The 14,650-nt window shown below is 59.2% G+C and carries 14 protein-coding genes; 11 read left to right on the forward strand and 3 right to left on the reverse strand.

Annotation, left to right across the window (positions count from 1 at the left end):
- Positions 1–238 precede the first annotated feature (238 nt).
- Positions 239–871 carry a ribosome biogenesis GTP-binding protein YihA/YsxC gene (gene yihA / locus DM813_RS03805; RefSeq protein WP_128322093.1) on the reverse strand — a complete coding sequence of 211 codons (633 nt, stop codon included), beginning with the start codon at positions 869–871 and terminating at the stop codon, positions 239–241.
- Between the two features lie 192 nt (positions 872–1,063).
- Here yihA and DM813_RS03810 point away from each other — a divergent pair, with 192 nt between their 5' ends.
- From DM813_RS03810 to DM813_RS03840, 7 genes are all read left to right on the forward strand, one after another.
- Positions 1,064–1,366 carry a c-type cytochrome gene (locus DM813_RS03810; RefSeq protein WP_128322094.1) on the forward strand — a complete coding sequence of 101 codons (303 nt, stop codon included), beginning with the start codon at positions 1,064–1,066 and terminating at the stop codon, positions 1,364–1,366.
- 33 nt (positions 1,367–1,399) lie between these two features.
- Positions 1,400–2,017, forward strand: a complete 618-nt coding sequence (locus tag DM813_RS03815) for a c-type cytochrome (protein WP_128322095.1) — start codon at positions 1,400–1,402, stop codon at positions 2,015–2,017.
- A gap of 173 nt (positions 2,018–2,190) precedes the next feature.
- Positions 2,191–2,823: a thiol:disulfide interchange protein DsbA gene (gene dsbA / locus DM813_RS03820; RefSeq protein WP_128322096.1), complete on the forward strand. Its 633-nt coding sequence runs from the start codon at positions 2,191–2,193 to the stop codon at positions 2,821–2,823.
- A gap of 12 nt (positions 2,824–2,835) precedes the next feature.
- Positions 2,836–3,690, forward strand: coding sequence for an endonuclease/exonuclease/phosphatase family protein (locus DM813_RS03825; RefSeq protein WP_128322097.1), 855 nt, complete (start codon positions 2,836–2,838; stop codon positions 3,688–3,690).
- 28 nt (positions 3,691–3,718) lie between these two features.
- Positions 3,719–5,662, forward strand: a complete 1,944-nt coding sequence (locus tag DM813_RS03830; protein WP_128322098.1) for a diguanylate cyclase — start codon at positions 3,719–3,721, stop codon at positions 5,660–5,662.
- Positions 5,663–5,723: 61 nt separating this feature from the next.
- Complete coding sequence (locus DM813_RS03835; protein WP_128322099.1) at positions 5,724–6,497, forward strand: N-acetylmuramoyl-L-alanine amidase; 774 nt, start codon at positions 5,724–5,726, stop codon at positions 6,495–6,497.
- A 78-nt stretch (positions 6,498–6,575) separates the two neighbouring features.
- On the forward strand, positions 6,576–8,195 hold the full coding sequence (locus tag DM813_RS03840) for an EAL domain-containing protein (protein WP_128322100.1): 1,620 nt from the start codon (positions 6,576–6,578) through the stop codon (positions 8,193–8,195).
- A 9-nt stretch (positions 8,196–8,204) separates the two neighbouring features.
- Here DM813_RS03840 and DM813_RS03845 read toward each other — a convergent pair whose 3' ends face one another.
- The gene (locus DM813_RS03845; protein WP_128322101.1) at positions 8,205–9,989 is read right to left on the reverse strand and encodes an ATP-binding protein; all 1,785 of its coding nucleotides are present in this window, start codon (positions 9,987–9,989) and stop codon (positions 8,205–8,207) included.
- Positions 9,986–11,332: a sigma-54-dependent response regulator transcription factor AlgB gene (algB, locus tag DM813_RS03850; RefSeq protein WP_128322102.1), complete on the reverse strand. Its 1,347-nt coding sequence runs from the start codon at positions 11,330–11,332 to the stop codon at positions 9,986–9,988. Before algB ends, DM813_RS03845 begins: the two co-directional genes overlap by 4 nt.
- Before the next feature lie 288 nt (positions 11,333–11,620).
- On the opposite strand from algB, the gene DM813_RS03855 reads away from it, so the two are divergent.
- From DM813_RS03855 to gltP, 4 genes are all read left to right on the forward strand, one after another.
- Positions 11,621–11,890, forward strand: coding sequence for a hypothetical protein (locus DM813_RS03855; protein WP_128322103.1), 270 nt, complete (start codon positions 11,621–11,623; stop codon positions 11,888–11,890).
- Positions 11,891–11,931: 41 nt separating this feature from the next.
- Complete coding sequence (locus DM813_RS03860) at positions 11,932–12,093, forward strand: DUF1328 domain-containing protein (protein ID WP_008092060.1); 162 nt, start codon at positions 11,932–11,934, stop codon at positions 12,091–12,093.
- Between the two features lie 2 nt (positions 12,094–12,095).
- Complete coding sequence (locus tag DM813_RS03865; RefSeq protein WP_128322104.1) at positions 12,096–12,566, forward strand: inhibitor of vertebrate lysozyme family protein; 471 nt, start codon at positions 12,096–12,098, stop codon at positions 12,564–12,566.
- 745 nt (positions 12,567–13,311) lie between these two features.
- Positions 13,312–14,643 carry a glutamate/aspartate:proton symporter GltP gene (gene gltP / locus DM813_RS03870; RefSeq protein ID WP_128322105.1) on the forward strand — a complete coding sequence of 444 codons (1,332 nt, stop codon included), beginning with the start codon at positions 13,312–13,314 and terminating at the stop codon, positions 14,641–14,643.
- Positions 14,644–14,650: the final 7 nt, after the last annotated feature.

Raw genomic sequence — 14,650 nt, forward strand, 5'->3', positions numbered from 1 at the left:
GGGTTGGGCGAAGTTTTTTTGCGTTATCGCAAATAGTTTCTAAACCTTCGGAACTAAACCGGTGAACCACGACTCAGAGTAACTGAATGGCTGGTGAAGCCTTTCGATGCTCCTATGTTGTGTTAAGTGTTGGCAGATATCTGGACCCCGCCCTAGCGGTCCGGAACTTGGACCCCGAACTTCCCCCTCCCCATACGAAGTCCGGGGTTTTTTTTGCCCGGCGTTTGCCGGGCAGCCCTTATTCTGCGGGCTTGTCAGGCAGTTCCATCCAGTTCGCCAACACCCCGTAGGCCTCTTCCAGGCCTTGGCGTTTTGGCGCCGAGAATAGCTGGATGGTCACCGCATCACCCCAGCCTTTGCGGATTTCCGACTGCACCTTGAGCAAGGTGTTCTTGGCCGCACCGAAGGTCAGCTTGTCGGCCTTGGTCAGCAGAATGTGCATCGGCATGCCGGCGGCCTGCGACCAATCGAGCATCATTTTGTCGAAGTCGGTCATCGGATGGCGCACGTCCATCATCAGGATCAGGCCCTTGAGGCACTCGCGGCTACCCAGGTAGGCCTCCAGGTGCTTTTGCCAGTGTTGCTTGAGCGGAATAGGAACTTTTGCATATCCGTAGCCCGGCAAGTCGACCAAACGCCGTTCATCGTCCAGACTGAAGAAATTCAACAGCTGGGTGCGTCCCGGAGTTTTCGAGGTACGGGCCAGGCTGGCGTGGGTCAAGGTATTCAGCGCGCTGGACTTGCCGGCGTTGGAGCGGCCGGCGAAGGCTACTTCATAACCCTGGTCTTCCGGGCACTGGTCGACCTTGGCAGCGCTGAGAGCGAATTTGGCCTGTTGGCAGAGACCGAGGATGGGGTTTTTGACTTGCATGGTTTATCCGGTTGGGCGTTGCGCGAGGGCGTCTCGGCAAGCGGTGTCGTTTCCGTTTCAGTAACGGGAGTATATAATGCCCCAGTTTTTGTGTGCGCATTATCCCAGCGTAGGAGGATGTGCACGAGGGCGGTTGAATCAAGCTTGCGCGGTAGAACGCAGTGCAACCGCCAACCCTGAAAGGTCGTTCGTATGACGAAATGGCTGCTTGCTGTAGGTGTCTTGATACCGTTTTTCAGCGCTCAGGCTACACAGGATCCCCAGGCAGTGTACAAGCGAGCGTGTGTCGCTTGCCATGCCGGACAGCTACCGCAGGCGCCGCAACCGGGCGACCAGGCGGCGTGGGAGCCACGGCTGGCGCAGGGGATGGAGACGCTGGTGAAGCATGTCACACAGGGTTTCAAGGCTATGCCGCCGCGTGGATTGTGCATGGACTGCAGTGCCGAGGACTATCAGGCGATCATCCAGTGGATGAGCCGGAGTCCCGATACATAACTCTTTCACCCTTAGCCGTAGTTGGATTAGCTGATGAACAAACTACTCGTGAGTCTGCTGTTGACCTTGGGCGTCACCGGTGTAGCCAATGCCGCAGGCAATCTTACAGGCGATGCCGCGGCTGGTCAGGCCAAAACTGCTGTATGTGGCGCGTGTCATAATCCGGACGGCAACAGCATGGCGCCGAACTTCCCGAAACTTGCCGGCCAGGGTGAGCGGTACCTGGAGAAACAGCTTCACGACATCAAGTCGGGCAAGCGTACCGTGCTGGAAATGACCGGTATGCTCGCTGCCTTCAACGATCAGGACCTGGCGGACATCGCCGCGTACTTCTCCAGTCAGAAAGGCAGCGTGGGTGCTGCTGATCCGAAGCTGGTCGAGCGCGGGCGTGCATTGTTCAACGGTGGCGATATCGAGAAAGGCCTGCCGGCCTGCACCGGTTGCCACTCGCCAAACGGCGCCGGCATCGCCCTGGCGGGCTTCCCTCACCTGGGCGGCCAGCATGCAACCTACGTGGCCAAGCAGTTGACCGACTTCCGTGAAGGCAACCGTACCAATGATGGTGATGCCACCACCATGCGGACCATTGCCGCCAAGCTGAGCAACAAGGACATCGACGCACTGTCCAGCTACATCCAGGGTCTGCATTGATCCCGGTAGCAACGTTAACGCTGGGTTAATACTGCGGCGTAATGATGAAAAGGGTGGCTTTGGCCACCCTTTTTTATGCCCGCTGCCGTTACACTAACGAACTCGGGCCCGCTTCGACCTGTCTCAGGGCAGGTCAAGTAGAGGCGACCAAATTGACTGCTCAGGAGTGAAGCATGCGTAATCTGATTCTCAGCGCTGCGCTGGTGGCTGCCAGCGTATTCGGTATGACCGCCCAGGCCGCGGAGCCGATCGAAGCCGGCAAGCAGTATATCGAGCTGAGCAACCCGGTTCCGGTGTCGGTGCCTGGCAAAATCGAAGTGGTTGAGCTGTTCTGGTATGGCTGCCCACACTGCTATCACTTCGAACCGACCATCAATCCATGGGCTGAAAAACTGCCGGCTGACGTTAACTTCAAGCGCGTCCCGGCCATGTTCGGCGGCCCATGGGATGCCCACGGCCAGATGTTCCTGACCCTCGAAGCCATGGGTGTGGAGCACAAGGTTCATGCAGCGGTATTCGACGCCATCCAGAACCAGCGCAAGCAATTGACCAAGCCTGAAGACATGGCCAACTTCCTGGCGACCCAGGGCGTCGACAAGGACAAGTTCCTCTCCACCTTCAACTCCTTCGCCATCAAGGGTCAGGTAGAGCAAGCCAAAAAACTCGCCAAGCAGTATGAAATCACCGGCGTTCCAAGCCTTGTGGTAAACGGCAGGTATCGCTTCGACCTGGGCAGTGCCGGTGGTCCGGAGGCCGTCCTGGACGTTGCCGACCAGCTGATCGACAAGGAGCGCGCCGCCAAGTAAGCGGCGCCTACCATGCGCCGCTGGAAAGCTGAGCGAGGCGTTGGCCTGCACGATCCGCGGGTCAACGAACATCACCTGCAGGCTAACGGCCTGCCAGAGGATGGCCGACTGCGCCTGCTCAGTTTCAACATCCAGGTGGGCATCAGTACTGAGCGTTACCGGCACTACCTGACCAAGAGCTGGCAGCACCTGCTGCCGCACAACGGTCGTGCCGGCAACCTGCAGAAGATCGGCTCGTTGCTGGGCGACTTCGATCTGGTGGCCCTGCAGGAGGCCGATGGCGGCAGCCTGCGTTCAGGCTACGTCAACCAGGTCGAACACCTGGCCCAGTTGGGAGCCTTTCCTTATTGGTACCAGCAACTGAACCGCAACCTGGGACGTTTTGCCCAGCACAGCAACGGTGTACTCAGCCGCCTCAAGCCGCAACTGCTTGAAGATCACCCACTGCCCGGGCCAGCCGGCCGTGGGGCAATCCTGGTACGTTTTGGCGAAGGTGAAGATGCCCTGGTGGTGGTGATGATGCACCTGGCGCTAGGTTCCAAGACCCGCGCCCTGCAACTGGCCTACATCCGCGAACTGATCGGCGGCTATCGGCATCAGGTGTTGATGGGTGACATGAATACGCATGCCACCGACCTGCTCGAGCATTCGCCCTTGCGTGACCTGGGGTTGATTGCGCCTCAAGTTCAGGCCACCTTCCCCAGCTGGCGACCACAACGTTGCCTTGATCATATTTTGCTCAGTCCGAGCCTCACCCTTGAGCGGGTCGAGGTACTCGCCCAGCCCATTTCCGATCATCTTCCGGTCGCAGTTGAGATTCGTTTGCCTGATGCCCTCGCTGTGGATACGCTGCCCGCTTTGAGCTAATTGCCATCACCCCTCTGCGGACCCAGGCATGACCGACGAAGCCCAGCGCTGGAAAGAAAAATACCTCAAGAGTATCGAACAGCAAGAGAAGCTCGAGCGCCGTTGGGACGCGCGACTCGACTTGTTGCGCCGTGGCCTGGTGCGTAGCACCCTGGCGGCTGAAGGCAGCGACCGTGCCGTGGACCAGTGCATGAAGGAAATGCGCGAGGTCATTCGTACCGACAACATGGACGCGGCACTGGCGGGTCTTATTCCGCGTCTGGAAAAGGCAGTACTGGATTCCGAGCAACGGCGGGAAACCCGTATTGCTCAGGTCAGCACCGCGCTCAATGCACTGGTGAGTCAATTGCAAAGCCTGCCATTGCCCAGCGATGTCAGTCGCCCGTTGAAGAAGTTTGCCAAGCAACTGGACTCGCGGGCCACCCAGTCACGGGAAATGCCGTTGTTGCTGGGCGAACTCAGTGGCTTGCAGGGCCAGGCGCTGTCGGCGCTGGAGCGGCCAGAAGCGGCACAGCGCCCTGGTCTGCTGCAGCGCCTGTTTGGTGGCCGGGAGCTGGAAGCCGAAGGGCTACAGCCAGTGTTGGCCGGTGAGGCGCAGGTGCTGTCGAGCGCTGTTGCAACTGCGCAACCTGTGGCCACGACCGAACAGGCGGTTACGCACGATGAGCCTGAGCCTGTTGATATCGACGAACTGCGGCCACTGCCGGAAGACGAGCCCGTCTCTCTCGGGTTCGAAGCCGAAGCCGAAGCCGAACCGATTAGCCCCGAGCCAGTGGCGAGCACGCCGATGCCTGAGGCCATGGCTGAACCGCAAGAGCCTGAGCCGCTGTCACCGCTAGAAGGCGCTCCGCCCGAGGCACCGGAAGTGCCCGCCGAGCTACTGGAAGAGTCAATCCACTACGCCCTGCCCGATGGTACTGAGCCAAGTTACAGTTCAGTGGCCGCGCACATCGAAGAAACCCTGCTGGGGCTGCTCGATGACCTGAATTTTCCAGAACGACACAAAGCTCAGGCGCAGCACGTACGTGAACGCCTGGAGCATGGCCTGAACTGGTATGAGCTGTTGCCGGTACTCGACGATCTGGCCGTCCTCATGTTGGCCATCAACGACAGCGGCCAGCACGAATTCGAAGAATATTTGCAGCAACTCAATGAACGCTTGGAATCGTTCCAGAGCCACCTGCAGGAAGCCAGTGAAGGGCATGCGGACAACAGCACGGCCGCCCGCCACCTGGACAGCCAGTTGCGTGAGCAGGTCGATGGCTTGCAAAGCAGCGTGCAGGGTGCTGCCGACCTGGGCAGCCTCAAGCATATTCTGGAGAACCGTCTGGAAGGCCTGCTGGGCACGATGGACGAGCATCAGCACCAGCGCGATCAGCGCGAACAGGAAATGGCCAGCCGTCTTCAAGGCCTGGCCGAACGGGTAGCCAGCATGGAGCAGGAAGCCATGGGCTATCGTGAACATCTGGAAGAGCAACGGCAAAAAGCCTTGATCGACCCGCTAACCGGTTTGCCCAATCGAGCCGCCTGGTCAGAGCGTGTGGACCAGGAAGTGCAGCAGTGGCAGGAACAGGGTGGGCATTTGCTGATGGCCATCCTCGACCTTGACCATTTCAAGCGGATCAACGACAGCTATGGCCACCAGGCAGGCGATAAAGTGCTGAAAATTGTCGCCAGCGTGTTGAGAAAGCGCCTGCGAGCGCGGGATTTCATTGCCCGTTTCGGCGGTGAGGAATTTGTTTTGCTCATCCCGCAGACCGGAATGGCCGCCGGTTGTCAGTTGGCTGAAGCCTTGCGGGCGGCCATTGAAGCTTGCCCGTTCCATTTCAAAGGCGAGCGGGTGACCATCACACTGTCGATCGGCATCAGCGCATTCCGTTCCGGGGAGCGCAGTGAAGGGGTGCTCAAGCGCGCTGATGAGGCCCTGTACCGCGCGAAACATCTGGGTAGAAATCGGATCGAACAGGGCTGAGTGGCAACAAGGAGGATACGTTATGCTATTGCATTACAGATCACCACATGTGCCCTACCCGATGAAAGCCTTTTTCACTGCGCTGCTGCTACTGACCCTTGCAGGCTGCAGCAGTGGCCTGCGGATAGACCGCAGCCACCCTTCGGTCAACCAGGACAGCCGTATCCAGTTCGTTGTCCTGCATTACACCAATGCATCCCTTGAGCGCTCGTTGTCGTTGCTGACGCATGGCGAAGTGAGTGCCCACTACCTGATCGGTGATTCGCCGGCCACCGTCTATCAACTGGTCGACGAAAGCCGTCGCGCCTGGCATGCCGGCGACAGCCAGTGGGATGGCCGCACCTGGCTCAACTCCAGCTCCATCGGTATTGAGATCGTTAACCCGGGCTTTACCGATACCCCCAACGGCCGCGTCTGGCATCCCTATACCGAGGAACAGATCCAGGCGCTGATCGTGCTGCTCAAGGACATCGTCAAACGCAACAATATTGCGCCTCGCTACATCATTGGCCACAGCGACATTGCACCGTTGCGCAAGCTCGATCCGGGCCCGTTGTTCCCCTGGAAGCGGCTGGCGGATGCCGGCCTGGGTGTCTGGCCGGATGCACGGGCGGTGGCCCAGCAGCAGGCGCGATTCAGCGTCAACCCGCCGAGCATCACCTGGTATCAGCAGCAGCTGGCGCGATTTGGCTATGCCATCGAGCAGACCGGTGTCTATGACGTGAGCACCAAACATGTGCTGGCGGCCTTCCAGATGCGCTTCCGCCCCCAACGTTTTGACGGTGTAGCCGACGCGCAAACGGCGGCGATGTTGCAGGTGCTCAACAGTCGCTGATCAACGGCGCCGCCAAACGGCCAGGCTGACTTGACCGACAGTTGCTATACCTCTTGGTATTCAACTGGATGCTACTTGATGTCAGCTGCCTTATCTGTGCTGCGCCACTTGCTCTATCGTCCCTGGTTATTGGCCACACTCGCGGCTTCGGCCAGCGCAATCCTATTGCTGCTGGCCAGTATCGGTGTGGCCATGCATCAGGTGCAAGTAAGTGAAAGCGAGCAGATGAACGCCAAAGGCGAGCGTTTTCTCCAACGCCTTGAGCAAATTTTCGGGCAGTTGCGCGAAGGTGTCGATGAACTCCAGGCCCAACCCCTGCGCGGCTGTAGCACCGAAATGCTCAAGGTGTTGCAGTATGTGGGGTTCAGCTATCGCTTTGTGTATGAGGCCGCCTACGTCGATGGCACGCTGGCCTGTTCCAATCGCATCGGCCAACGTACCATCAACCCGTTGCGGGCCCCGGACATTCAGGGGCCGACCTACAGTTACTGGCTCAACACTACCACCGAGCCGGATGACAACCTTGCCGCCCTCATGCTGGGGCGTGGCAAGTTTCTGGTGTCGACGTCCCGTGGGCATTTGACCGATGTCGTCGACCTTCCGCCCAATGGCAGCCTGCTGGTTGTGCTGGACAACGGCGCACGTGCGGTACCGGTGCTTGGGCCGCCCCAGGCCTGGCCGCCCTCCACCCATTGGCCGCCCAAATCACTGGATGCGTTGCTGGAGTTGCCTGACCGCCTGATCTACCGCATGCCGACCATGTCGCCAGATTATCAGCTGGTATTGATTGCTCCGCGTGCCAGCCTGCCGTTGAAGATGAACGGTGTGCTTTGGCTATTGTTTCCCGGCAGCCTGGTACTGGCGTGGTGCATTGGCTGGCTGGTGCTGCAACTGGTCCGCCAGCACCGCTCGATGAGTTCTGAGCTGCAAGGTGCGTTGCGTCGGGGGGAGCTGCAGGTGTTGTATCAGCCCATCTTCGAGCTTAACAGCCGCCGCTGCGTGGGGGCCGAGGCCCTGGTGCGCTGGCGACGACCCGATGGCACTTTGACCAGTCCGGACCTGTTTATCCCGTTGGCAGAAAATACCGGCCAGATCAGGCAGATCACCGATTTTGTCCTGCAACGCGTGCTTGAGCAGTTGGGCCAGGTGCTACGTGCCAACCGGCAACTCTATATCTCTGTCAACCTGGCAGCGTGCGATGTCATGGTGCCGAGGATAGGCCCGGTAGCGGCGCGACTGCTGGCGTTGCACCATGTGGCCGCCAGCCAGATCGCCTTCGAAGTCACCGAGCGTGGCCTGATCGACGTGGTGGTTGCCCGCGATAACCTGCAAGCGTTGCGCGCAGTCGGCCATCAGGTGCTGATAGACGATTTTGGCACGGGCTACTGCAGTTTGGCTTACCTGCAGACGCTGCCTGTGGATTGCCTGAAAATCGACAAGGCCTTCATCGATGCGCTAGGCCATGATGCGGCCAGCAGTGGCGTGGCGCCGCACATCATCCGCATGGCGCATGCCCTGCAGTTGCGGGTAATTGCCGAAGGCATCGAGTTTGAGAACCAGGCGATGCTGCTTAACAGTGAAGGGGTGAACTACGGTCAGGGCTGGCTGTTCGCCCACCCGCTGAGTGCCCGTCAATTCGTCGAGCTGATCACCCGGGGCCGACGCATGACACCACGGCGCCTCGATGATGAGGCGTGATGTTGGGTGTCAGACAGGCAAGGCCATGTAGAACTGGGTGCCTTGGCCGGGGCGAGAATACACGCCCATGCGCCCGCCATGCAGCAGAACGATTTCCTTGCACAGCGCGAGCCCGAGACCTGCCCCGCCTTTCTTGCGTCCGACCTGGACGAACGGTTCAAAGATTCTTCCCTGCTGGCTGTAGGCAATGCCCTCACCGTTGTCTTCGATGCTGATGATCACCCGCTCGGCATTGCGCCTGGCGTGAAGGCGGATACAACCGGCCACGGGGGTATGGCGTAATGCATTGTCCAGCAGATTGTCCATTACCCGGTCCAGCTGCGCGGCGTCGGCCTGGATGTGTGGAAGGGGGGCTACCAGTTCCACCTGGATGTCTATCTGCTTGTCGCCCGCTACGGCGGCGAAGCGGTCGCAAGCGCGGGACAATAGTTGGTCCACGGCACAGGGTGTGAGTTCGAGCTTTTGCTGGCCACTCTGGTAGCGGGAGAAGTTCAGCAGGTCGTTGATCAATTGGGTCAGGCGCTGCATTTCATCGCTGATGGTGTCGACCAGGTCGGCTTCGCGCGCCTGTGGCGCAAACGTCAAACGCTCGCGCAGCAAGCCGAAGGCCATGTGCATGCCTGTAATCGGCGTGCGCAGCTCGTGCGAGGCGCGCAGGACAAACTCGCTGCGTACCCGTTCGAAGGCTCGCTGTTCGGTCACGTCATGAAGCACCATGACGGCACCGAGAATCTGGCCGTCAGGGCGGCAGACCGGTGTCAGGCTATAGGCCAACAGGCGCGGTTCTTCTTCTATATCCAGGCTCAGGTCTTCGGGTACGCGATCAAGGCTGGCGCCACGCAGTACCAGACGCACCTGCTCATCCAGCGCCGGGCGCTGCAGTGCTTGGCCCAGTCCGACGCCGAGGCGGCTGTCGTCCCAGCTCAATTGCCGTTGAGCGACCGGATTGATGTGCTCGATGTGACCCTGGCGGTCGATAATCAACAAGCCATCATCGATACTATCGAGTACGGCTTGCAGGCGTTGCTGGCCGGCGAGCAGTTCGTCGACATTGGTTGCCTGGTGCTTGCGCAAGGCTTGCGCCATCAGGCCGAAGCGCCGAGTCAACAGGTTCATTTCCTGCGACTGGGACACGGGCAGGGTAACGTCGAAGTCACCCTGGCCTATCTGGTCTGCCGCCTTCGCCAAGGCTTCAATGGGGTGCCCAAAACGCCGGGCGATGCCGTGGGCGGTCACGAACCCCAGAATCAAGACTGCCAGGCCTACCAGACCCAGTACTCCAGCAATCAACAAGGCGCGGTCATAGGTCTGTTGCTGGCTTTGACTGATGTGCTGCAGGGCGCGCTTGTGTGCGTCGAGCAAGTCACTGCGCAGCGCACTGAAGGCCTTGCCCAGCGGTTGGTCTGCGCCCAGGTTGCGCGGTGTAGGTGTATCGCGAAGTACTTGGAGATAGTGCTGGTAGTGATTGTTGGTGGTGGCAAAGCCTTTGTCGGTGCCCTGCTCACGCTCCAGTCTGATCCCTTCATCCAGCGATGCCTGAAAGCGTGCCTGCAGGCTCTCCAGCAAGGCGGGGTCGGGGGATGCATTGAGTATCAGGGTCAGTTGCTCTCCGAGATTGCGCCGCAGCTCCAGGCCAAGGTCAAGAACCATGGCATTCTCCCGGATCAGCACCTGCTGCGAGCTGGCCATTTGCACGACGCTGACCAGGCCAAGCAACAAACCGAGCAAGGCCACGGTAATCAGTGCGGAGATGCTGAGGAAAAGCCGCGTACGCAGCTTCATCGCCCATTTCATAAGTTGTACTGCTTGCGCTTGCGGTACAGGGTCGAAGCATCGATGCCCAGGGTCTTGGCAGCCTGATCAAGGGTTTCGCTGGTGGCCAGCACGGCTTCGATGTGGGCGCGCTCCAGCTCATCGAGACTTAGCGCCGCGCCGATGCGCGGTGTGTTGCTTGCGGGTTGCTCCGCCATGCCCAGGTGGCTGATCTCGACCCGTTCCTGCGGGCAAATGATGCTGGCGCGTTCAACCACGTTACGCAGCTCACGAATGTTGCCCGGCCAGCGGTAGTTGAGCAGTGCCGCCCGTGCCTCGTCGCTGAAGCCGCGTGCTGGGCGTGAGTACTCTTTGACGAACCTGGCAAGAAAGCGATCGGCCAGGGTCAGGATGTCCTCGCTGCGTTCGCGCAAGGGCGGCAGGTGCAAGGTAATGACGTTCAGGCGATAGAGCAGGTCTTCGCGAAAGCGCCCATCACGAACCATGTCTTCAAGGTTGAGGTTGGTGGCGGCCAGGATGCGTACATCGGCGCGGCGGGTTACCGGGTCGCCGACCCGTTCATATTCCTTATCCTGGATAAAGCGCAGCAGCTTGGGCTGGAGGGGCAGCGGAAAGTCGCCGATTTCGTCGAGAAACAGCGTACCACCATCGGCCTGGTTGACGCGGCCCAAGGTGCTTTCACTGGCGCCGGTAAAGGCCCCGCGGCTGTGGCCGAACAGTTCGCTTTCCATCAATTCCGTTGTCAGTGACGGGCAGTTGATGGTCACGCAGGCTTTACGCGCGCGCTTGCTCCAGCCGTGAATGGCCCTGGCCAACTCGCCCTTGCCGGTACCCGACTCGCCCAGGATCAGGATGTTGGCGTCGGTAGACGCGACCTGGCGGGCGGTCTCCAGCACCACCATCATCGCCGGGCTGTGTGAGTCCAGGCCGTCCTTGGGTTTGTTGACTTCGCCTTCGAGCGCCTCAAGACGTGCCGACAACTGACGCACTTCCAGCTGTTTGGCGGCGGCCAGGCGCAGTTGATCAGGGCTGCAGGGTTTTACCAGGTAGTCGGCCGCGCCTGCCTGGATAGCGTCGACAGCGGTATCGACCGCCGAGTGGGCTGTGACGATGACGATGCGCATCCAGGGGGCTTGAATACGCATCTGCGCCAGCACATCCAGGCCGTTGTCTTCACCCAGGCGCAGGTCGAGAAAGCACAGGTCGAAGACCTGGCGCTGCAGCAGGCTCTCGGCCTGGGCCGCGTTGTTGGCGGTGGCCACGCTATAGCCTTCATCTTCCAGGCAGTAGCGAAAAGTGCGAAGGATGGCGGATTCGTCGTCGACCAACAGGATACGACCTTGATGTTCCTGGGGTGCATCCATTTCCTACGCTCCTTTTAAGAATGATCTCTATTAGTGCCGGAGAAATCTGGCAAGTTGCATGCCTGGTTCCGATTTACTTCGATGTTTGCATGGTAGTCGCTGGTTCCGGACAAATCATGCAAAACGCCCGACCTCACAAGGTGCATCGTGCAGGATACGTTCTGGTGAAATCTTGAGAATAAAGCAACCTGCTGATTAATAAGGGAAATTAAAATTTCCTGAGGCTGGCATGCACGCTGCAACTACTCCTGCAAGACAACGAATAAACGCAGCAGGAGGAGCCCGGTAATGAATCACGTACCCGCCACCCGATTGCAGGTTTCCCCGATTCTGGTTCGCCAAGGGTTGTTCTTGAGCCTGGCGCTGCTGCTGACCCTGATTGCTGGCCACCTCTATTGCAGCTTGCAGGTTACCGAGGAAGCCCGTAGTGCGGTCGGTACGGTAGAGGCTGTCATAGTGCCGATGCCGACCTCCATAGCAGTGATGCAGTCGCGGTCCGCCGTGGCAACCACCGCTCCAGTTGAAACCAGCGTGGTACCTGAGCGCTGGGTGTTCTGAGACTGCGGCGACTTTTTTCTAGAACGGTAAGGAGAATCACCATGTTGAGCTGGGCTATCACCTTCCTGATCATCGCCATTATCGCAGCCGTACTGGGCTTTGGTGGTATCGCAGGCGCCGCTACCGGTATCGCGAAGATTCTCTTCATTGTCTTCCTGGTGCTGTTCGTGGCTTCTTTCTTCTTTGGTCGCGGCAGAGGTTGAACATGAAAAGGACGCTGTACAACGCCCTGGCTGCCGCCCTGTTGGTGGGTGGCAGCAGTGGGGCGATGGCGGCCAGTGATGGCCAGGTACGGGTCAACCAACTGTTGGCTTCGGACCCCGAATACCAGAGCACCTGGAAAAAAGTGGTCGAGAAGGAAGAGCGTCTGCCCGATTGGGTGCTCAACCTCTCTGGCGTCTCTGAGCAGCAAATGTCTGGCGTAGAGGAAGATGGCGACAAGTTCCTCGTAGGGCCACTGTGTGAAGTCGCTCAGAAGTGCCTGAACAAGCGCCTGATCGTTGCCTTCAGCTGGGACAAGGAAGACGCCTACGCCATGCTGGTCGAAGTCCCGGAGGGCCTGCCCGGTGAAAAGTCCCCGACCCGCCACGCCGATTACCGATGGCTGGGCAAGCCGGACCCGGGCATGCAGACGCTGTTGAAGGAGCAACTCAAACGTGATCCCAACTGGTACTGAATGCGCACCGGCATTGAGTACATATATAGAAGCTGAACCTTTTTCCATTTCAGGCTTCTATGTTGCGCCCGCCTGAGGAAGGCCGGCGTACGACCAAGGGGCTGGGCTGCTCTGATTGTTTCAGGATCGGAGGGGCCTAGGGGTACATGGAGTACCCCCGATGAGGGCCGGGTCGGGTTGAGCGGTAGCGGAAGTTACAGGTCGAGCGTCACTCTACTGGGGAGATTCTCGATCTGACTTCCGTAACGCTTTGTTCCTCATCCTTCGCCCTACTCCCCTTATCCACTTTTCCTACCTGGTGTGTCGACGCATATTTTCTGGCGACCGTACATCGATATTTTTTCGCTCCGCCCGGGTGTGTCGGCACAGGTGATTTCACGCATTCGGATTGTCGAACAGCGAGTGATTCCACTCAGGTGGATACGTCCAAATCGGCCGAAATGTGGCGCTTTGGCCATCGTCGGAATTCCGAACGCGGTTCGGAAAACGCTCTGGGACGCTCGTTTCGTTCCAAAAGCGTCATGCCGATTCGGCATAGGGTAGTCGTTTACGGCATTAGACGCCCCCCCTTCACGTGGGAATAGTTGCGCCTTTTTTCGCTGGCCTGAGCGTTCCTACGCTCGCTTGCGGTGACCTTCTACGGAGTCGCCTGTCGATACCATCAACGATCAATTGACGCTGGCAACAGCTCTGGATCGCGGTTATCAGCCAGGTGCCCGTGTCCACTTGAAGAAAAGGTAATGACATGAAGAAGGCAAAGCTAAGCCTCGCCTGGCAGATCCTCATCGGTCTGGTATTGGGGATTGCAATTGGCGCTTTACTGAATCATTTCAGTGCAGAAAAGGCATGGTGGATCAGTAACGTCCTGCAACCTGCCGGTGACATCTTCATTCGCCTGATCAAGATGATCGTCATCCCGATCGTGATTTCGTCGCTGATCGTGGGTATCGCCGGGGTAGGCGACGCGAAAAAACTGGGCAGTATCGGCCTGAAAACCATCATCTACTTCGAGGTGGTGACCACCATCGCCATCGTCGTCGGTCTGGTGCTGGCCAACCTGTTCCATCCGGGTGCCGGTATCGACATGAGTACCCTGGGTACTGTCGATATCTCCAAGTACCAGGCGACTGCGGCTGAGGTTCAGCATGAACACGCGTTCATCGAGACCATCCTCAACCTGATCCCGTCGAACATCTTCGCAGCGCTGATGCGTGGCGAGATGCTGCCGATCATTTTCTTCTCGGTATTGTTCGGCCTGGGCCTGTCGAGCCTTCAGGCAGACATCCGCGACCCGCTGGTGAAAACCTTCCAGGGCGTTTCCGAAGCCATGTTCAAGGTCACCCACATGATCATGAACTACGCGCCAATCGGTGTGTTCGCATTGATCGCGGTGACGGTCGCCAACTTCGGCTTCGCCTCGTTGCTGCCATTGGCCAAGCTGGTGTTGCTGGTGTACTTCGCCATCGCCTTCTTCGCCTTTATGGTGCTAGGCCTGGTTGCCCGTCTGTTCGGCTTCTCGATCCTGAAGCTGATGCGCATCTTCAAGGATGAGCTGGTGCTGGCCTACTCCACCGCCAGTTCCGAGACCGTGCTGCCGCGTGTGATCGAGAAGATGGAAGCTTACGGTGCGCCAAAAGCCATCTGCAGCTTCGTGGTCCCGACCGGCTACTCGTTCAACCTTGACGGCTCGACCCTGTACCAGAGCATCGCGGCAATCTTCATTGCCCAGCTGTACGGCATCGACCTGTCGATCAGCCAGCAGCTACTGCTGGTGCTGACCCTGATGGTTACCTCCAAAGGTATTGCCGGTGTTCCGGGCGTATCCTTCGTGGTACTGCTGGCGACCCTGGGCAGCGTGGGTATCCCGCTGGAAGGCCTGGCCTTCATCGCCGGTGTCGACCGCATCATGGACATGGCCCGTACCGCACTGAACGTGATTGGTAACGCCCTGGCGGTACTGGTTATCGCTCGCTGGGAAGGCATGTACGACGATGCCAAAGGCCAGCGCTACTGGAACTCGCTGCCGCACTGGCGCAGCAAAGAAGCTGCAACTGCCGGCAAGACTGCCAACCACTAAGGTGCAG

This window comes from Pseudomonas alkylphenolica (assembly GCF_004025535.1).
Classification (GTDB): Bacteria; Pseudomonadota; Gammaproteobacteria; order Pseudomonadales; family Pseudomonadaceae; genus Aquipseudomonas; species Aquipseudomonas alkylphenolica_A.

Coding starts and splice junctions, on each gene's coding strand:
- yihA (WP_128322093.1), bottom strand. CDS start 871: ATGCAAGTCAAAAACCCCATCCTCGGTCTCTGCCAACAGGCCAAATTC.
- DM813_RS03810 (WP_128322094.1), top strand. CDS start 1,064: ATGACGAAATGGCTGCTTGCTGTAGGTGTCTTGATACCGTTTTTCAGC.
- DM813_RS03815 (WP_128322095.1), top strand. CDS start 1,400: ATGAACAAACTACTCGTGAGTCTGCTGTTGACCTTGGGCGTCACCGGT.
- dsbA (WP_128322096.1), top strand. CDS start 2,191: ATGCGTAATCTGATTCTCAGCGCTGCGCTGGTGGCTGCCAGCGTATTC.
- DM813_RS03825 (WP_128322097.1), top strand. CDS start 2,836: ATGCGCCGCTGGAAAGCTGAGCGAGGCGTTGGCCTGCACGATCCGCGG.
- DM813_RS03830 (WP_128322098.1), top strand. CDS start 3,719: ATGACCGACGAAGCCCAGCGCTGGAAAGAAAAATACCTCAAGAGTATC.
- DM813_RS03835 (WP_128322099.1), top strand. CDS start 5,724: ATGAAAGCCTTTTTCACTGCGCTGCTGCTACTGACCCTTGCAGGCTGC.
- DM813_RS03840 (WP_128322100.1), top strand. CDS start 6,576: ATGTCAGCTGCCTTATCTGTGCTGCGCCACTTGCTCTATCGTCCCTGG.
- DM813_RS03845 (WP_128322101.1), bottom strand. CDS start 9,989: ATGAAATGGGCGATGAAGCTGCGTACGCGGCTTTTCCTCAGCATCTCC.
- algB (WP_128322102.1), bottom strand. CDS start 11,332: ATGGATGCACCCCAGGAACATCAAGGTCGTATCCTGTTGGTCGACGAC.
- DM813_RS03855 (WP_128322103.1), top strand. CDS start 11,621: ATGAATCACGTACCCGCCACCCGATTGCAGGTTTCCCCGATTCTGGTT.
- DM813_RS03860 (WP_008092060.1), top strand. CDS start 11,932: ATGTTGAGCTGGGCTATCACCTTCCTGATCATCGCCATTATCGCAGCC.
- DM813_RS03865 (WP_128322104.1), top strand. CDS start 12,096: ATGAAAAGGACGCTGTACAACGCCCTGGCTGCCGCCCTGTTGGTGGGT.
- gltP (WP_128322105.1), top strand. CDS start 13,312: ATGAAGAAGGCAAAGCTAAGCCTCGCCTGGCAGATCCTCATCGGTCTG.